Source organism: Planococcus sp. A6 (assembly GCF_028823615.1).
In the GTDB taxonomy this organism is placed as follows: Bacteria; Bacillota; Bacilli; order Bacillales_A; family Planococcaceae; genus Planococcus.
Map to the genome: position 1 here is coordinate 26,901 of NZ_JAPEHT010000009.1, position 18,353 is coordinate 45,253.

16 protein-coding genes and 1 other RNA gene are annotated in these 18,353 nt (G+C 49.0%); 15 read left to right on the plus strand and 2 right to left on the minus strand.

All coding sequences use genetic code 11. The annotated features are described in order from the left end of the window. Positions 1-3: 3 nt before the first annotated feature. The 9 genes from ON064_RS02595 to ON064_RS02635 all read left to right on the plus strand — a co-directional run bounded on the left by ON064_RS02595 (position 4) and on the right by ON064_RS02635 (position 12,281). Complete coding sequence (locus tag ON064_RS02595; RefSeq protein ID WP_274623489.1) at positions 4-1,140, plus strand: ribonuclease H-like domain-containing protein; 1,137 nt, start codon at positions 4-6, stop codon at positions 1,138-1,140. Between the two features lie 75 nt (positions 1,141-1,215). After that, positions 1,216-1,509 (plus strand): cell division regulator GpsB, encoded by a 294-nt coding sequence (gene gpsB, locus ON064_RS02600; protein WP_068869266.1) that lies wholly within the window; start codon positions 1,216-1,218, stop codon positions 1,507-1,509. Positions 1,510-1,557: 48 nt separating this feature from the next. Beyond that, an RNA gene (gene rnpB, locus ON064_RS02605) (RNase P RNA component class B) lies at positions 1,558-1,936 on the plus strand. A gap of 190 nt (positions 1,937-2,126) precedes the next feature. Continuing rightward, on the plus strand, positions 2,127-3,263 hold the full coding sequence (locus tag ON064_RS02610) for a THUMP domain-containing class I SAM-dependent RNA methyltransferase (RefSeq protein ID WP_274623490.1): 1,137 nt from the start codon (positions 2,127-2,129) through the stop codon (positions 3,261-3,263). 49 nt (positions 3,264-3,312) lie between these two features. Continuing rightward, entirely contained in the window at positions 3,313-5,220 is a 1,908-nt protein-coding gene (locus ON064_RS02615) for an ATP-dependent DNA helicase (RefSeq protein WP_274623491.1), read from the plus strand. Between the two features lie 158 nt (positions 5,221-5,378). Beyond that, positions 5,379-6,872 (plus strand): carboxypeptidase M32, encoded by a 1,494-nt coding sequence (locus tag ON064_RS02620; RefSeq protein WP_274623505.1) that lies wholly within the window; start codon positions 5,379-5,381, stop codon positions 6,870-6,872. A 43-nt stretch (positions 6,873-6,915) separates the two neighbouring features. Continuing rightward, on the plus strand, positions 6,916-7,674 hold the full coding sequence (locus ON064_RS02625) for an SDR family NAD(P)-dependent oxidoreductase (protein ID WP_274623492.1): 759 nt from the start codon (positions 6,916-6,918) through the stop codon (positions 7,672-7,674). 91 nt (positions 7,675-7,765) lie between these two features. Beyond that, on the plus strand, positions 7,766-11,347 hold the full coding sequence (locus ON064_RS02630; RefSeq protein ID WP_274623493.1) for a dynamin family protein: 3,582 nt from the start codon (positions 7,766-7,768) through the stop codon (positions 11,345-11,347). 1 nt (position 11,348) lies between these two features. Further along, positions 11,349-12,281 (plus strand): sulfurtransferase, encoded by a 933-nt coding sequence (locus ON064_RS02635; protein WP_274623494.1) that lies wholly within the window; start codon positions 11,349-11,351, stop codon positions 12,279-12,281. Positions 12,282-12,322: 41 nt separating this feature from the next. Here the strand turns inward: ON064_RS02635 and ON064_RS02640 are convergent, their stop codons facing one another. After that, positions 12,323-13,636, minus strand: coding sequence for a hemolysin family protein (locus tag ON064_RS02640; protein WP_274623495.1), 1,314 nt, complete (start codon positions 13,634-13,636; stop codon positions 12,323-12,325). A gap of 166 nt (positions 13,637-13,802) precedes the next feature. Between ON064_RS02640 and ON064_RS02645 the strand changes: the two genes are divergently transcribed. From ON064_RS02645 to ON064_RS02660, 4 genes are all read left to right on the plus strand, one after another. Beyond that, complete coding sequence (locus ON064_RS02645) at positions 13,803-15,383, plus strand: amidohydrolase (protein WP_274623496.1); 1,581 nt, start codon at positions 13,803-13,805, stop codon at positions 15,381-15,383. 2 nt (positions 15,384-15,385) lie between these two features. Continuing rightward, on the plus strand, positions 15,386-16,105 hold the full coding sequence (locus ON064_RS02650) for an SDR family NAD(P)-dependent oxidoreductase (RefSeq protein ID WP_274623497.1): 720 nt from the start codon (positions 15,386-15,388) through the stop codon (positions 16,103-16,105). Between the two features lie 17 nt (positions 16,106-16,122). After that, complete coding sequence (locus ON064_RS02655; RefSeq protein ID WP_274623498.1) at positions 16,123-16,323, plus strand: hypothetical protein; 201 nt, start codon at positions 16,123-16,125, stop codon at positions 16,321-16,323. A gap of 150 nt (positions 16,324-16,473) precedes the next feature. Next, positions 16,474-16,731 carry a hypothetical protein gene (locus tag ON064_RS02660; protein WP_274623499.1) on the plus strand — a complete coding sequence of 86 codons (258 nt, stop codon included), beginning with the start codon at positions 16,474-16,476 and terminating at the stop codon, positions 16,729-16,731. A 44-nt stretch (positions 16,732-16,775) separates the two neighbouring features. Here ON064_RS02660 and ON064_RS02665 read toward each other — a convergent pair whose 3' ends face one another. Next, on the minus strand, positions 16,776-17,420 hold the full coding sequence (locus tag ON064_RS02665; RefSeq protein ID WP_274623500.1) for an SDR family oxidoreductase: 645 nt from the start codon (positions 17,418-17,420) through the stop codon (positions 16,776-16,778). 172 nt (positions 17,421-17,592) lie between these two features. On the opposite strand from ON064_RS02665, the gene ON064_RS02670 reads away from it, so the two are divergent. Together ON064_RS02670 and ON064_RS02675 are read left to right on the plus strand one after the other, a co-directional pair. Continuing rightward, a complete protein-coding gene (locus ON064_RS02670) occupies positions 17,593-17,802 on the plus strand; it encodes a hypothetical protein (protein WP_058380604.1) in 210 nt (69 codons plus the stop codon). 12 nt (positions 17,803-17,814) lie between these two features. Continuing rightward, positions 17,815-18,353 (plus strand): LD-carboxypeptidase (locus ON064_RS02675; protein ID WP_274623501.1); only part of this gene is annotated, 539 nt, incomplete at its 3' end.

Consider the following 18,353-nt stretch of genomic DNA (forward strand, 5'->3'; position numbering starts at 1 on the left):
GGCTTGACCTTAAAGGAAAATAAATTCGGTTTTGTGTTTGAGAAGAAAATCGAGTATCCGATTGATTACCGCCACGGCAATGTCGTGCTGGGCGAACTCGACCGTGTGCTTGAAGCATGGCAGAATACCGAGTATGATCATCCGTTCAAACTCTCCGAAGAAGCCCCTTTGGTATTTTTCGATACGGAAACGACGGGGCTCGGTGGGACGGGGGCGTATATTTTCCTGCTTGGCGTATTGGAACGGAAACAAGGCGGTTTTGAAATGACCCAATGGATCATGCCGGACCCTTCGCAGGAAGCGGCTTTTCTCTATGAGTCGAATTTGTGGCAGGCCCAGGATTCGGTTATTTTTTCCTATAATGGCAAAAGCTTTGACTGGCCGCAGCTTCATTCGCGCTGGACGATGCACCGCGGGGCCTTGCCGAAACTGCCAGACCCGAAGCAGATCGATTTATTCCACGGCACGAAACGGATCTGGAAAAACGAATTGCAGCGGCTCAAGCTCAGCGTCATCGAAGAAGAAAAGCTCGGCTTTGCCCGCAGCGGGGACGTTCCGGGATATTTGATTCCCGCGATTTACCTCGATGCGGTCAAAAGCGGCTTTCCGGAAGGCTTGGCGAAAGTGCTGTATCATAATGAACTGGACATCCTGTCGCTCGTTTCGCTGTACATCCGTTCATCCGATTTGCTGATGGAGGATCTCTCGAGCGAATCGAGCGGCGCCTATACGAATATCGGCAAATGGTATGCAGACTTGAAACAATTCGACCAAAGCGCCGCTTATCTCGAACATGTCACGCTTGAGCGCGGAGACGCCGGTGCGCTTGCCCGCTTTTTACTGGCAGTGCAAAAAAAGCGCAAAGGCGAATTTGAGGAAGCGCTTCAATTGTTCAAAGAAGCGGCGCCTCATTTGCGTGGTCCGGTGGAAGTGGAGGCGTGGGTGCATTTAGCAAAACTCCATGAACATCAATTTAAAGACCCGGCGCAAGCGCTCGTCATGACCGGCTTTGCAAAAGAAGCAGCCAACCATACGAAAGTCAGAAAATCGATATCGGATGACTTGGCCAAGCGCGAATTGCGGCTTGAGGAGAAAAAACGAAAAAAAGCCGCCGAATCTACGGTTCACAGAACACGTTAAATATCGCTTATGCTATACTAGCCGTAAGGAATAGACATATTTCATGAAGTTTCTTTTAATGGAAGGACGATTCGAATGGATATTAAATACGCAGCAAAAGACATTCTTGAAAAAGACTTTAAAACAGCCATGCGCGGCTACAACCAGGACGAAGTGGACCATTTCCTGGATGAAATCATTCAAGACTATGAATTGTACAACAAAAAAATCGAACAATTGCAAAATGAAAACCGCCGATTGCGAGCGGAGCTGGAGGAATCGCCAAAAAAGCAAGCAACTCCCGCGCCTGGAACGACCAATTTTGATATTTTGCGCAGATTGTCCCATCTGGAGAATCACGTCTTCGGCAATAAGCTCGACAATCGATAACAAGCTTGTCAACGGCAGCCGAATAGCGTATACTTAGTTAGCCATTTGAAATTCTGGCAATCGCTCCTGCACTTGATGCAGGAGAGGAAAGTCCATGCTCACACGGATCTGCGATGACCGTAGTGATCGCGCCCAGCGAAACAATAAGCTGGGGCAGCATTTATGCTGACGGCGGGTAGAACGCCTAAGTCTTCGGATATGGCCGAAATACCCTGAAGGTGCCACAGTGACGGAGCTGTATAGGAAACTATGCAGGTGGAACGAGGTAAACCCCGCGAGTGAGAAACCCAAATTATGGTAGGGGCACTTTTCCAAGGGAAATGAACCGACGGAAGAGGCGGAGTGAATCCGCAGATAGATGATTGCCATCCGCTAGTACGAGGCTTTGGCTGTTTGAGTACGTGGAGACAAAACATGGCTTATAGAATTTTGAATGGTCTTAACTTATTATCTTTGAAAGGCTCTCCTGCTGGGGAGCCTTTCTTCATATGAATGAAGAAAAATTTGAAGTGAAAAATTATATATGGTTCAAGCTGCTGTCTATCAACATCCGGTATTTTCAGCAGTCGTTGCTATATGACTAAAACAGGTATTAGGAAGACGGAAAGGAAGTTGTTATGACTAGTTATAAATTACTGGCCACTGCGGCGATGGGTCTGGAATCCATCGTGGCAAATGAAGTAAAAGAACTTGGGTACGAAACGACGACAGACAACGGCAAAGTATTTTTCGAAGGAACTGCCCGCGATATCGCGAAAACGAATCTCTGGCTGCGCACCGCTGACCGCGTAAAATTGATCGCCGGCGAATTCGAAGCGACGACATTCGATGATCTGTTCGAACAGACAAAAGCGATCGAATGGGAGAAATACTTGCCTGTCGATGCAGAATTCCCGGTTCAAGGGAAATCGGTCAAATCGAAACTTCACAGCGTCCCGACTTGCCAATCGATCGTCAAAAAAGCGATTGTTGAACGCATGAAAAAAGCATATCACCGCAACGCCTTTTTGGATGAATCGGGACCGCGCTTCAAGATTGAGGTATCGATCCTGAAAGACAAAGTGCAGTTATCGATCGATACAAGCGGAGCCGGACTCCATAAACGCGGCTACCGCGTCGGGCAAGGGGAAGCACCACTAAAGGAAACTTTAGCGGCAGCGCTTATCAAATTGTCGCGCTGGAGCCCAGATCGCCCATTTGTCGACCCGTTCTGCGGTTCAGGAACAATCGTCATCGAAGCAGCAATGATCGGCCAGAACATCGCGCCGGGCTATAACCGGGAATTCGATAGCGAACAATGGCCATGGATCGGTTCCAAGATCTGGGAAGAAGTTCGTGCAGAGGCTGAAGAACAAGCGGATTACGACCAGCCGCTTAATATTCTCGGCACGGATATCGACCACCGGATGATCCAAATCGCCGAAGAAAACGTCATTGAAGCTGGATTTGCAGGGATTGTCCGCTTGCAGCAGCGCCAAGTGACAGATTTCACAACAACTGAAGAGAACGGTGTTGTCATCGGGAACCCGCCGTACGGCGAGCGGATCGGTGAAGTGGAAGTCATCGAAGAAATGATTGGGGATATGGGACAAATGTTCTCGAAATACCCTACATGGTCTGTTTATATGCTGTCTTCGATGGAAGGCTTTGAAAAACTCTACGGCCAAAAAGCGACGAAAAAACGCAAATTATATAATGGCTTTATCCGCACGGACCTGTTCCAATTCTGGGGAGAACGTCCAAAAAATAAATGAGGAAAACGGAAGGGCGCTAGCCCTTCCGTTTCTCTGTGAGGGGTTTTATATGAGACAAGCATTGCCATTTCCGTTATCCAAAGATAAAACGTTCTTTGACTCATTGAACGACTGGATCGGGGATATCTTCTACGATATTCTGCCTGAAAAAGGGTATGAACTTCGCGATGAACAGATTTTCATGTCGTTTCAATTGGAAAAAGCGCTGAAAGAACGTCAAGTGCTATTTGCAGAAGCTGGCGTCGGCACAGGCAAGACAATGGCGTATTTATTGCCAGCGATTGCCTATGCCCGCTACACAGGCAAGCCGGCGCTCATTTCTTGTGCCGATGAGGCATTGATCGAGCAATTGGTGAAAAAAGGCGGCGATATCGACCGGTTAGATGAATTGTTCAATTTGAACCTGGACGTGCGCCTTGCGAAATCGCGCGACCAGTATTTATGCCTGCAGCGTTTCGAAGGGGCGAAAAAACGCAGCGAAGCGGATTTTCTCGACCATATCGAAGACACGCTTCCCGAATTCGTCAACAAAACCTATTCGATGCAGCAGATGTATCCATATGGCGAACGCTCAAGTTATCCGGAACTCACGGATGACCAGTGGCAGCAAGTCAATTACCATCCGATCCAAAACTGCAACGCTTGCGATATGCGCAATAAATGCGGATTGACCTTGCACCGCAACCATTACCGGGAAGCGACTGACCTGGTCATTTGTTCACATGATTTCTTGATGGAGCATATTTGGACGAAAGAAAACCGCAAGCACGAAGGCCAGGCGCCATTGCTTCCGGAAGTTTCACAAATCGTGCTCGATGAAGGCCACTTACTGGAATTCGCTGCACAGCGCGCGCTTACTTATGAAGTGCAGGAAAGCTCGCTTTACGATGTGACGGAAAAAGTCATGGTCGACGGCGTCCGTGAAAAGACACTTGGCCTCATTGAACGGACCATCGATTTGCATACCGAGTTTTTCCGTGTACTGCGCAGTAACTTGATCCCAAGCGAAGAAGACCGCAAAGCGATCCAGGAAGACCCGTTGCTGAAACGCATCGGGACAGAATTGATCCGCACCGTCGACAGCCTGTTGGAAGAATTCGTCTTTGAGGGGGAATTGTTCAGCATTCCTGAATATGAACTCAATTTGGCTGAGGAGTATTTCGAGCAGTATAACTTCTCGATGGGCTTGTTTGTCGAAAATGGCGACGCAATCAGTTGGCTTGAAGAAAAAGATGAAATTGAAACCTTGGTCATCATGCCACGCCTTGTGACGGATATTCTCGATGAGAAATTATTCGATGGCAAACTGCCGATCGTCTTTTCTTCCGCCACATTGTCCGTCGCGAAGGATTTCACTTATCTCGCGGATACTTTGGGAATCGACAATTTTGAATCATTCTCGGTGCCATCACCATTTGAATACGAAGAAGTAATGGAGATCTTCAAGCATCCGGTTGAACAGCAAGCAAAAGCGCAAAAAGTACTGGAGTTGGCAGCGGAAGGCGGACAAACCTTAGTGTTGTTCAAATCAAAAGCTGCCATGCAATCTTTCAAACGCGCAGTGCCGACAGACTCTCCACTTGCCATTGAGTTCGAAGGTGACCGTGAGCTATCGTCCGTCGTGCGCGATTTCCAGGAAGGCAAATTCCAAGTGCTGTGTTCCCATCATCTATGGGAAGGGATGGATTTGCCTGGCGATGCCTTGACGAAAGTCATTATCGTCGACTTGCCGATGCCGCCGAGCGATCCGGTATTCGACGCGAAACGTAAATTCAGCGAACATCCGCTAGAAGAGATCGACTTGCCGTTCATGCAGCTGCGCCTGCAGCAAGGCGTCGGACGACTCATCCGTTCTTCTTCCGATCACGGCGAAATCCACTTGCTATTGACCGAAGAGGAATTGCGCATTGAACACCTCTGGCAGAATGTCTTGCCAGTGCCGGCGAAAAATCGCTAAATAGAATACGTGACGAATCAGCGGGGAACTTCCCCGCTGATTTTTTTGTCTTTTTCCGAAAAGTTGCCTATAGAACTGAAATTTTCAAAAGCTGATGGGACAGGGAAAAGACTCCTTATGATACAATAGACCGGTAAAGAAGGAGGAATATTGTGTCAATGGAACAACAATTCAGGGAACTACACCAGAAAATGACAAGCTATAACGAAGCTATCTCCTTGCTGTATTGGGATATGCGGACAGGCGCACCGAAAAAAGGCCAAGACTTGCGTTCAGAGACGATCGGGACCTTGTCTTCAGACCTGTTTGCGATGTCGACATCCGAGGAATATGGCAAGCTAATCGCTGAGCTGAAAAAACAGGACGGTTTATCAATTGCAATGCAGCGCTCTGTGGAAGAAGCTGACCGCGAATACCAATTGAACGCCAAAATTCCGCCAAAAGAATACCGCGATTTCGTTATCTTGACGAGCAAAGCGGAATCCGTTTGGGAAGAGGCGAAAGAGCAGGCAGATTTCGCCATGTTCCAACCATACCTTGAGCAGCTCGTGGAAACGACTCGACGCTTTGTCGGCTATTGGGGAATAAAAAACGGCAGTGTCTATAATACTTTGCTCGACCAGTATGAGCCGGGCGTCACGACCGAACAACTGGATCAGGTATTCGGGCAATTGAGAGAGCGCATCGTGCCGCTCGTCAAACAAATCCAGGAGTCTGGAAACCAGCCGAACACCGAATTCTTATATGGGCATTTCCCGAAACAAGCCCAGCAGGATTTCAGCTTGGATGTGTTGAACCAGTTGGGCTACGACTTCGAAGCCGGACGACTGGATGAAACAGTCCATCCGTTCATGATCGCAGTGAACCGTGGCGATGTCCGGGTAACGACGAAATACGATGAAGAGGATTTCCGCACGGCCGTCTTTGGCACGATCCATGAGGCGGGCCATGCTTTGTACGAACAGAACATCAGCAATGATTTGAGCGGTTTGCCGGTCGACGGCGGATCGTCGATGGGCATCCATGAATCACAGTCATTGTTCTTTGAAAACTTTGTCGGGCGCAACGAATCATTCTGGCGCCATAACTACGAAAAATTCCTGTCTTACACACCGGATTCATTCAAACACGTGGCGCTCGATGAATTCTTAAAAGCCATCAATGAATCAAAGCCTTCATTGATCCGCATCGAAGCCGATGAATTGACTTATGCGCTCCATATCATGATTCGTTATGAATTGGAAAAAGGCTTGTTCGACGGCGACTATGAAGTGAAGGATCTTCCAGCTTTATGGAACGATAAATACGAGGAATATCTAGGCATCCGACCGGAACATGACGGGGAAGGCGTGCTTCAGGATGTGCACTGGGCAGGCGGAAGCTTCGGTTATTTCCCTTCCTATGCATTGGGGCTTCTATATGCAGCGCAGTTCAAGAATGCCATGCAAAAAGACATCCCGAATTTCGATGAATTGCTGGCAAAAGGAGAAATCGGCCCAGTGACAGAATGGCTGACTGAAAAAGTCCACCAACACGGAGCTGTCAAGAAGCCGCTTGAGCTTTTGGAAGAAGCGACTGGCGAAGGCTTGAATGGAAATTATCTAGCCGAATACTTGGAATCGAAATATGCAAAAATCTATCAATTGGATTAAAGCAAAAAGATGAATAAGGAATGACTAAAAGGGGGATTTACTTGTGTTGGCATCTTTTCGTTTAGAAGGCAAGACAGCGATCGTCACCGGAGCCGGCAAAGGCATCGGGCGTGCGATTGCATTGGCACTCGGTGAAGCAGGGGCGAATGTCTTGCTTGTCGCACGGACCGAAAGCGACCTCGAGCAAGTGATGGGGGAAATGGCTAGCGATCGGACATCCTATGCAGTGGCTGATGTGACCGACCGAGGCGATATCCAAAAAGCAGTCGAAGCGGCGGTTGAGCGGTTCGGCAAGGTCGACATCCTAGTCAATAATGCAGGAATGAATATTCGTTCGAAACTGGATGATGCGACCGATAGTGAGTGGCATAAAATCATGGATACCAACGCGCAAAGCGTATTCATGTTTTCCCAGGAAGCGGCGAAACACATGACTAAAGGGGCTTCGATCATCAACGTCAGTTCCGTCGGCGGCGACCGGGCGTTGAAAACAGGTGTCGTCTATGCGGCTTCCAAAGCAGCAATTATTCAAATGACGAAAGTGATGGCAATGGAATGGGGCGAGCGGGGCATCCGCGTCAATGCAATCGGCCCTTGGTATTTCCGTACGCCGCTTACGGAGAATTTGCTGTCGGATCAGGAATACCTGGATTCGATCCTTGCAGTGACACCGCTGAAGCGCGTCGGGGAGTTGCCGGAAGTCGCTTCGCCTGTCGTGTTCCTTGCATCGGATGCAGCGGGCTATATCACCGGGCAGACTTTGTTCATCGATGGTGGCATGTCGATCCACGGATTTTCATGAAGAAACATCCTTCCAGTAATGGAAGGATGTTTTTCGTTCTGCTGGAAAAAATGATATGATGAATAGAAGTAACGGTGAAGGAGATATACATATGACAGCGACAGACCATAAACAGGAATTAATCGAAACAGCGCATCTTTACCGGATTTTCAAAGACAATGAAGACACGGAACGTGAAGAAAAAGCGGAATTATTTGCGCGCAAAATCTTGAAAGACCAATTCATCATCGGGTTTGCCGGCCATTTCTCCTCCGGAAAATCGTCAATGATCAACGCTTTGACGGGCGAGACATTATTGCCATCGAGCCCGATCCCGACAAGCGCGAACATCGTCAATGTCCATAAGGCAGAAAATGACTATGCCATCGTCAACCGCAGGGGAGACCGTCCAGTGTATTTCCCTGAAAACTATGAATTCCAGGCAGTGAAAGATTTCTGCAAAAGCGGGGACGTCACGCAAATCGACATCGGGCATTCGACTTCCGTGTTGCCAGAAGGCATCACCGTCATGGATACGCCAGGCGTCGACTCAACGGACGATGCCCATCGGATGTCGACTGAATCGGCTTTGCACGTGGCCGACATGGTGTTTTACGTGATGGATTACAACCATGTGCAATCCGAACTCAATTTCAATTTCACAAAGGAATTGCAGAAATATACGGATCTTTATTTGATCGTTAACCAAATCGATAAGCATCAGGAAAGCGAGATGTCGTTCGCGGAATTCCAGCAATCAGTTGCGGATAGTTTTGCCGCTTGGGGCGTCGAACCGAAAGGCATCTTTTTCACTTCATTGAAAGTCCATGACTTCCCGGGCAATGAATTTCCAGAAGTGAAACAGCTCGTTTCCTCAGTTATGGACAATTGGCAAGGGCATCTCGGCGAAGCTTCGGCGTCTGCACTTCGTCAATTAAAAGATGAGCATATCGGGTTTTTGGAAGATGAAAAAGCGGAGCGGCTTGAAGCTTTCGCGAATGTGTTGTCTGAAGAAGAATGGGCTGCGCGCGAAGACCTAAAAAAAGAACACGAACTGATCAAGCGCCGCAGTTCTGTCCAGGATTACGACAATTGGCGATCGAATTTCGAGAAAAAGCGCAAAGAGCTGCTTGAAAACGCCAATATCATGCCGTATGAAGTGAGGGATGCGCTCAGTGCTTATATAGAAGCGCGTCAACCTGGATTCAAAGTGGGCTTGTTGTTCAGCGGCAAGAAAACCGAAGAAGAGCGGGAAAACCGTAAACAAGACTTGCAGGACAAGCTGTCGAAAACGATCGACTCACAAATGTCCGGTCATTTAAAAAAATTGATGAAGACCTCCCTGAGAGAAGCCGGCCTTTTGACGGACACCGAGTCGCTTGAAATCGACAAGATGCAATTCGACTTGCCGTTCTCGGTTGTCGAGAAGAATGTTCCCGAAACGGCTACGATGACTGCGGATACGGTGCTCAATGTCAGCAAGAGCCTGACCGCTCAAGTGCAGCGCTGGCTCATCCAGGAAACCGATCCATGGAAAGCTCGCCAAAAGGAGGGCTTCGAAGGGCTTCCAGACGATGCGGGAACAGAGATCGACATGAAATCCGAGTCGCTTGAACAAAAGGTGCTTGCGATCCGCACGCTCGAGGAAATGGACGAAGCGATAGATAAAGTGAAAAAATCCTTTACCGCCATTTTGCCGAAGCAGATGGACGCGGCAGAAAAACAAGTGGCCGGATGGCAAGATGCGTTTCATTTGTCAGCTGAAGACATGGTGGAATTCACGCCATCGATGCTTGAAGAGGAAGAACAGCAACAATGGGACGATGGCGAAAGTGCCCCGACACACGAACTGGCATCTTTTGATGAACAGCAAGTACTGTCTCGCGTGAAGACAACTGCCGATATTTTAGAGCCGGTGCGAGGATTCTCGGAAACAGTAGCGTATTTGAAACGCAAAGCGAAGCGTTTGGAAGGCCAGGAATTTACTATCGCCTTATTTGGTGCTTTCAGTGCCGGGAAATCCTCGTTCTCGAATGCATTGATGGGTGAGACGGTGCTCCCGGTCTCCCCGAACCCGACGACTGCGACCATCAACCGGATTCGCCCTGTTACCGACGCCCATCCGCATGAAACCGCTGATGTGCGTTTGAAAACCGTGTCGGCGATGACCGAAGATGTCAAAAACTCATTTGCCGTGTTCGGCGTGAATGTGGAGACATTGGAACAGGCCTATGCGAAAACCGATGCGCTGCCAGACGATGCAACGACCGAGCAGCAAATCCACAAATCGTTCTTGCTGGCCTTCAAAGGCGGATACGAAGCCTTTTCCGGCCATCTTGGCGAAACCTTGCGCGTAAACCGCGAAGAATTCAGCTTGTACGTCGCCAAAGAAGAACGCAGTTGTTTTGTCGAGGAAATCGATTTTTATTTCGATTGTGAACTGACAAGAAACGGCGTCACCTTGGTGGACACGCCAGGTGCGGATTCAATCAATGCGCGTCATACGAATGTCGCATTCGAGTATATCCGCAATGCTGATGCTGTGTTGTTCATCACGTACTACAACCACGCCTTTGCCCGCGCGGACCGCGAATTTTTGATCCAGCTCGGCCGCGTGAAAGACGCGTTCGAAATGGATAAGATGTTCTTTGTCGTCAACGCCATCGATTTGGCGAATAATGAAGAGGAAAAACAGGCAGTCATCGACTATGTCGGCAACGAATTGCAGCGTTTCGGCATCCGCTTCCCGCGCCTATTCGGTGTTTCGAGCCTGCAAGCCTTGAAAGACCGCGACATTTCCGGCATGCCGGAGTTCGAAGAAAACTTCCAGCATTTCCTGAAAGAAGAATTGAAAGGAATGGCGGTCCAGTCATTGTCGGAAGAAGAACAGAAGACAGTGGACCGTTTCCGCAATTTGATTCAGTCGACCGAAAAGAACTTGGAACGCAAAGACGAACGCTTGGAAGAATTAAAGCAATTGGAACAGAAAGTACGCAAACGCTATAGCGAAACGATGGCGCCGGTATTGGAGCAAGAAGCGAGCCAAGAACTCGGCGAATTGCTGTATTATGTGAAACAACGCGTATTTTACCGCTTCAACGATTTCTTCAAGGAAGCATTCAACCCTTCGCTATTCGCAAGAGAATCCTCGAAGCAAGCGCTTGATACGGCATTGCGCGATTTGCAGGAAATGACCGCTTTTGATTTCCAACAGGAGATGAGAGTGACCAATCTGCGACTTGCACGATTTGTCGAGAAGAAATTGACGGAACGCTTTAAAGACGATGCTGCCAAACTGAAGGACTGGAATTCGGAGTTTTCGTTCCTTCCATATGAAGTGAAAGAAGCACAGTTACTGGAAGCGGGCCAGCCGTTTGACGATGCTGATTATTCCACGGCTAAATCGTATTATAAAAACAACAAGAGCTTTTTTGAGAAAAACGAAAAAGAAGCGATGCGCGACGCCTTGCAGGGAATGATGGAACCGGACGCAAGCCGTTACTTGGAGCATGAAAAAGCCGCATTGATCGAATGGTCGGAATTCTGGATTGAACAGGAAGCGGAAGGGCTCCGTCAGCATCTGTTGCGCCAGGCGATCGAGCAGATCGAATCGGAGCGCAGCTTGTTGCAGCAAAGCGAAATTTTGGCTCAATGGAAGCAATTGCACGAAAAATTGATGGAAGGCAGGGGATAATATGACTGTTTTTATTGAAACGATAGATACAGAGAAATACCGTTGGATCGATGCACGCTTTGACTTAAAGGATTCCGCATGGGGAAGCGAAAGCTTTGCGGCGGAACATGTTGAAGGGGCGATCCATTGGGACTTGGAGAACGATTTATCCGATATGTCGTCTGAAAACGGCCGCCACCCGATGCCAAGTAAAGAACAGCTGACGCAATTATTCCAAGCAGCAGGCCTGGAATTAACAGATTCGATTGTCGTCTATGACCAGGGCGGCTCTCCCTATGCCGCGCGGGCATGGTGGCTGCTTTCTTATGCCGGATTCGAAAACGCTTTTATCAGCCGTGTCGGTTTTGAAGAACTGAAGCAGCAAGGCATTGCCACTTCGACAGAATCAACATCCTATTCAGCTTCATCCATTACGCCGGAGTTTGACGATGGCTTGCTTGCGACGCGTAAAGACGTCCAGCAAATCGTCGACGGCAAAGAATTGGGCGTCTTGATCGATGCCCGTTCTCCTGAGCGCTACTCTGGTATCAACGAACCGATCGACGCCGTCGCCGGGCGCATTCCGGGTGCACGCAATTACGATTGGTCGCAATTGGTGTCCAATGGCGCATTCCGGACCGACGAAGAGTTCGGCGGCTTGCTGCAGCCGAAAGAGCCGGCGGTGGTCTACTGCGGCAGCGGCGTAACGGCGGCTGCGCTGTATGCCATGCTTGCCGAAAAACAGTACGAAGGCTTGAAACTGTATGTCGGCAGCTATTCCGACTGGATCTCTGATGAGGACAGTGTCGTGGAAATCGACCGCGATGAGCATCCGGAAGCAGCTGATGACCAGACGAAAGCGGTACTGGCGAAGTTGATCGAAGAAGGCTACACCGGTGAGATGCTGATGAAGAAATTCGAATACGAAAAATCGCTCTTGGAAGATAAAAAGTAAATAGAAAAACGGCATTGCTAATGACAAGCAATGCCGTTTTTCTATGATTTGTTTTTCTTGTTCAATTGGACAGTGATGATTTGGTGGTTTTCCATCTCGCGCACGATAAAGCGGAAGTCGGTCAAGTCAATGACGCCGCCTTCTGCGATGTCCGTGTCCATCATCTGGACCCAGCCTCCGATAGTGTCGATGTCTTCACTTTCTTCGAATTCGATCGGGAAGCGGGCTTCGAGTTCTGACAGCAACACCCGGGCGTTGACGAGGAAATTATGATGATCTATCCGTTTGATATCATCAGTTTCGTCATGGTCGAATTCATCGCGGATTTCACCGACAATTTCTTCCAGGATGTCTTCCATGGTGATGACACCGGCTGTCCCGCCGTATTCATCGACGACAATTGCCATATGGACGTGCTGGCTTTGCATGCGCAGCAAAACATCCTGGATTGGCGCCTGGTCATGGACGAACGGCAAGTCATGGATCGTCAAGCTTTTCGAGAGATCTCCTGCTGTCGTGTAGCTCGTCAGCAATTCCTTGATATTGACAAAGCCGATGATGGCGTCTTTATCGCCGTCTTCAGTTACGGGATAGCGTGTATATTGATGTTCTTCAATAATTTCCATTAATTCATCATGCTCCATTTCCAGTGAAATGGTAATCATTTGCGTTCTCGGCAGCATGATGTCTTTCGCCAGCCGTTCATCAAACGAAAAGATGTTTTGCATATACGCCAATTCATTCTGGTTGATTTCACCGCTTTGGTAACTTTCATGCATCAAATGCTTCAAGTCTTCTTCGGAGTGGCCGTATTCCGGCTGTAAAGTCCGGATGCCGAGCGGCCGCAATAGGAGCCGTGCCGCTGCGTTAAGCAGCCATAGAATCGGTGCAAATACACTGCCTGCAAGACTCAGTGCAGGGGCGAGGCGAAAGGCCGCGCGTTCTGCGTACTGGGCCGCCAATGCTTTTGGCGCAAGTTCCCCGATGATCGCACGGATGGAAAAGACCAGCACGAGCACAGTGATATAAGCGATTGGGCCTGCCGCATTTGGTCCGGCGTTGTCTGCCACTGCCTGTACAGAAGGCAATTCGGCAATGTTTTTTGACAGCCAGCCAAGGCCGATTGCTGTCACTGCGATGCCAAAGCGCGAAACGGATAAATAATAATCCAGATTATTGCTGATTTTTTCCAGCCAATTGGCATTTTTACGCCCTTCCGACAAGGCTTGTTCGATGCGCGACAAGCGCACCCGGATGATGGAGAATTCCGCTCCAACAAAAAAAGCGGTAAAAAATAAAAGAATACTTGCGGTTGCGATATAAAGATAAAATATACTGTCCAATTCGTCCCCCATGTCCGGGAGCTCACCTCAGCTTTCTAAAGTTGTGCATAGTATATCATAAATGGGGAATCTTGTATCAGCGGGCAGGCGTAGAAAAATTTAGCCGTTTCCGGCCAAACTTATTGAATGCACTGAAAAATATATTTATGATGAACAAAGAGAAAAGGAGTGGTTTTAGATGAAGGTGCTTATTTATGGGGGACAAATTTATACAATGGCAACAGAAGGCGAGACCGTAGAAGCGGTGCTGGTCTCTGACGACCGCATAGAAAAAACAGGGTCTTACGAAGAATTGCGTCAACTAGCCGATAAGGAAATCGATTTGGTTGGACGTACTATGTACCCGGGGCTGGTCGATAGCCACCTGCATCTGATCCAGCACGGAGAAAAGTTGATGCGCGTCGATTTATCGAAGATCGACAGTTCAGACGAAATGAAACAGCAATTGATCCGCTCGACGGAAGGCCATTCCGGAGATGAATGGTTTATCGGAGAAGGATGGAATGAAAACAATTTCCCCGATCGGAAAATTTTCCACCGTAGCGAACTCGATGCCATCTGCGAATCGCCGATGATGTTAAAACGCGTGTGCCGCCACGCGGTGCTCGCCAATTCGCGCGCGCTTGAACTAGCAGGCATCACAAAAGAAACTGAAGATCCAGAAGGCGGTGTCATTGTGCGCGATACAAATGGTGAACCGACAGGGTATTTGCTCGATGCAGCCCAGGATCTCGTTGCGAATGTTGTGCCGGAAGTGAGTGTCGATTATTTAACGAAAGCGCTGAAAACCTCGGTCGACGATTTGCTCAAGCTTGGGCTGACAGGAGGCCATACAGAAGATATGGGGTATTACGGCCATTACTCACGGCCGCTGCAAGCTTTCCATAATGTCATCGGCAAGGAAACGAAATTCCGCGCCCATTTGCTGCGCGCCCATATCGCTTTTGAGGAGATGATGGAGAACGCTGACTACTTGGAACCGTTTATCGATCCAGGCCCGATGAAATTATTCGCTGACGGTTCAATCGGGGGCAGAACGGCATTACTTAGCCGCCCTTATACAGACGACCCATCGACTAGCGGTGTGGCGATTCATTCCGATGAAGAATTGAAACGCCTCGTGTCGGTCGCAAGAAAACACGGGGAAGCGGTCGCTATCCATGTCATCGGGGATTTCGCGATGGAAAAAGCGCTTGATGCGATCGAAGCTCACCCAACGCCTGAAGGCAAGAGAGACCGCCTGATCCATGCGATGGTGCTAAGAGAAGACTTGCTTGAACGCTTGAAGCGTCTTGATGTGGCGCTTGATCTACAACCGAGTTTTGTGCCTTCGGATTTCCCGTGGGTAGTGGAGCGCCTCGGCGATGACCGTCTCGCGTTATCGTATGCGTGGAAGACGCTATTGGATGAGGGCATCATCTGTGCAGGTGGCTCCGATGCGCCGATTGAAGAAGTCGACCCGCGCCAAGGCTTGTTTGCGGCTGTTGCACGCAGAAAGCCTGAAGAGACGCATGAAGGATATTTGCCGGAACAAAAACTCAGCCGCTTCGAAGCGATTCGCTTGTATACGTACGGCAGTGCGCAAGCTATTTGCATGGAGCATCGCCGCGGCTTGATCAAAGAAGGCTTCGATGCGGATTTCACCGTGTTTGACCGCGACTTGTTTGAAGGGCCTGAGGAGCAATTGCTTAACGCCGAAGTGGAAATGACGGTCGTCGCAGGCGAAGTCATGTATGAGAAAAATGGAGTGGAGGTGTGAAGATGGAAACGTTTATCATTACTGGTGCTTCGAAAGGCATCGGCCTTGCACTCAGCAAGCAATTGGCAGCGTCCGGCCATCAAGTGATCGGCATTGCCCGCACGCAGCCTGAAGACTGGACAGGTGCACTGTTCATCACCCATGATTTGACCGATATCGCCGGGATTTCCCAAGTCATGTCACGAGCGGCAAAAGAAATTGCACTTGAGGCGGACGCGGTCACTTTGGTCAATAACGCCGGAACGGTCGAACCGATCGGCTTTGCCGCTGCGAATGATGGACAGGACATCGAGAAGAGCATCACCTTGAACTTGACGGGGCCGATGGCTTTGTCTTCCGCTTTCTTGCGCGGGACAGAGTCCTTAAAGACGCGCCGCATCGTCAATATTTCATCAGGTGCCGGCAGAAAACAGGTCAAAGGCTGGAGCGCCTATTGCGCCGGCAAGGCGGGTCTCGATCATTACACGACCTGTCTGGATGCTGAATATGAAAACCTTAAAGCGGTTTCGGTCGCGCCGGGCATTATCGATACCGGCATGCAAGAAAAAATCCGGGAAAGCGGGGAAGAGGATTTTCCGCAAATCGAGCATTTCCGCGATTATAAGCGCAGCGGCAAACTTAGCACCCCGGAAGACACAGCATCAGGCTTGATCCAGTTGATGCAACGCCCTGATTTCAATGAACTGCCGGTATTGCTTGATTTGAGGGAGCTGCCGAAATGAAAAAGGGGGAAGCCCAATTGGCTACGAAACAGGAAATGCTAACGAAATTGCGTGAAGCGGACCAAGCAGGCGTTGATGTGTCGAGCCCAAAAGCCGTCATTACGCACATGCTCGAACGCGGCGATAAAGATGCCGTGTTATGGTTCTATAAAAAAGGAAGCGTCGAATTCGATTTTGACTACTACCGGAAGCTTGTAGCGGAATTAAAAGCGCATTGACTAATAACCCCCGATCCAATATTTATGGATTGGGGGTTTTTGGCTGTCGTTTCAGCCGAAAGCAAGCCGCTTTTCGAATGTTAATTATGCTATAGTAGCTGTAGTTGATGTTAGAAAATGACTTAATCTTTCAAAAAAGGATGGAATTCAATGGATACTTTGTTATTTATCGCAATTATCGGGGTGGCGGTTTTTGTCGGGATCGCGTCGAAGAAATACTACGATAAACCCTATATCGTCAATTTCGGAATCGCGGCTTTGATGCTATTGCTTGTCGTTCAGTCGATTTTGATGCAGCCGATTACGATACTCGGCTATATCGCGATTGTGGTCTGTTCGATCGCATTCGTTTTCCAAGCGGTGATCGGCTACCGCAATTGGAAAGGCCAGGAGTATACAAAAGCGTGAAAAAAGCAGGTGAAGAGAAATTCTTCACCTGCTTTTGCGTTTCATCAAATTTGTTTTAAGGCGTCTTCGATTTGGCTGTCGCCTGAAGTCAGCTCGAATACTTTGTCTGTGAGGTCGTTTGATTCAAGACATGCGACGATGACAGCTGCGACGTCTTCTCTCGGAATGCTGCCGGGATCGAGTTTCCCGCCAGCAGCAATTTGCCCAGTTCCCGGATCGTCTGTCAATAAGCCTGGCCGGACAATCGTATACGCCAAGCTACTCGATTGCAAGATGCGATCGGCGTGATGTTTGGCAATATAGTAAGGCGTCATTTCCTTTGTCCAATGGGAGCGGTCATCGGCATGGATGGCGCTGACCATGATGAAGCGATCGATGCCGGCTAGTTCTGCGGCTTCAACCGCTTTTGCCGCGCCGTCTAAATCGACGGTCATCGTTTTGTCTGCACCGGTCGAAGCGCCACTGCCAGCAGTGAAGACCACTGCATCGCAGTCAGTCATCGCTTTTTGCAGTTCTTCCACGCTTCCTTCTAGGCTTGCCACGACTGTTTCCGCTTTTAACTCTTCAAAAAACGGGCGCTGTTCGGGTTTGCGAATCATCGCTTTCACTGTGTGATCCGGATGTTTCGCAAGCAGGCGCACCAAATGCTGTCCGATCTTGCCGTTTGCTCCGATTACGAGTGTTTTCATTTCAATTTCCTCCTTAAAATATGGCTACTTACACTCTATACCCGAAAAATCGAGCTATAGCCAAAATATAGGATATGATGCAAAAAACTAGCATGTTTTCTTGGCACAATTTTTAGTATAATTGTAAAAAGAAAAATAATTTAAAAATGTTAAATTATAGGGGTGTTTATATATGAGCAAACAATTCGAGGAAAATGACCTGTCCATCCAGCAACGCAATTTGAAAGAAACGCCGCCGGATTTTTCACAGTTCAAGGGCAAGCGTCTCGACAAGCAGCCGAATCTATTGGTAGACGGTTTGGTCCATGTCGTCTTAACCGGTTTTGGAGCCGCTTTACTGCTGGGCATCGTTTATGTATTGTTCAATTATATCAATTGGTAAGGAGGAGAGACGATGATCCGCTATCCCGATCGAGCGTTAAGAACCATCGGCGTCACGGCACCTTCTTCAGGGGTGTCCGAAGAACTTCATCATTTGCTTGAAGGAGCTACAGCCCAGTTGGAGAAGCAAGGATTTGCTATCAAAGCCACGGCGAATGCCTGGACCCAAAAAGAAGCCAAGTCGTCCCCTGAAGCCATCCGCGCAAAAGAACTCCTCAGCATTTGGCGCGATTCCACAGTCGACGCTATCATCCCTCCATGGGGTGGGGAGCTGTTATTGGAAGTGCTGGAGCATCTGGACTTCAAGAAGTTTACGCCGAAATGGCTTCTTGGGTATTCGGATGTCAGCTTGCTGGCCTTGGCAATCACCTTGAACACTGGGATCGCGACAGCACATGGCACCAATATCGTCGACTTGCGCGGCAGTGAAACCGATCCGACTACTGCGCGCTGGATGGATGTGCTGTCTTCGACGAAAGGCACGGTCATTAAACAAGTCTCTTCTGAGCGATACCAAAAAAATTGGAGCCATGACAAGCCGTCTCCTGGCGT

Bases quoted from the DNA above. Each gene is read 5' to 3' on its own strand.
- ON064_RS02635 (WP_274623494.1), top strand. From the start codon at position 11,349: ATGACTGTTTTTATTGAAACGATAGATACAGAGAAATACCGTTGGATC.
- ON064_RS02615 (WP_274623491.1), top strand. From the start codon at position 3,313: ATGAGACAAGCATTGCCATTTCCGTTATCCAAAGATAAAACGTTCTTT.
- ON064_RS02650 (WP_274623497.1), top strand. From the start codon at position 15,386: ATGGAAACGTTTATCATTACTGGTGCTTCGAAAGGCATCGGCCTTGCA.
- ON064_RS02620 (WP_274623505.1), top strand. From the start codon at position 5,379: ATGGAACAACAATTCAGGGAACTACACCAGAAAATGACAAGCTATAAC.
- ON064_RS02640 (WP_274623495.1), bottom strand. From the start codon at position 13,636: ATGGGGGACGAATTGGACAGTATATTTTATCTTTATATCGCAACCGCA.
- gpsB (WP_068869266.1), top strand. From the start codon at position 1,216: ATGGATATTAAATACGCAGCAAAAGACATTCTTGAAAAAGACTTTAAA.
- ON064_RS02630 (WP_274623493.1), top strand. From the start codon at position 7,766: ATGACAGCGACAGACCATAAACAGGAATTAATCGAAACAGCGCATCTT.
- ON064_RS02670 (WP_058380604.1), top strand. From the start codon at position 17,593: ATGAGCAAACAATTCGAGGAAAATGACCTGTCCATCCAGCAACGCAAT.
- ON064_RS02660 (WP_274623499.1), top strand. From the start codon at position 16,474: ATGGATACTTTGTTATTTATCGCAATTATCGGGGTGGCGGTTTTTGTC.
- ON064_RS02665 (WP_274623500.1), bottom strand. From the start codon at position 17,420: ATGAAAACACTCGTAATCGGAGCAAACGGCAAGATCGGACAGCATTTG.
- ON064_RS02610 (WP_274623490.1), top strand. From the start codon at position 2,127: ATGACTAGTTATAAATTACTGGCCACTGCGGCGATGGGTCTGGAATCC.
- ON064_RS02645 (WP_274623496.1), top strand. From the start codon at position 13,803: ATGAAGGTGCTTATTTATGGGGGACAAATTTATACAATGGCAACAGAA.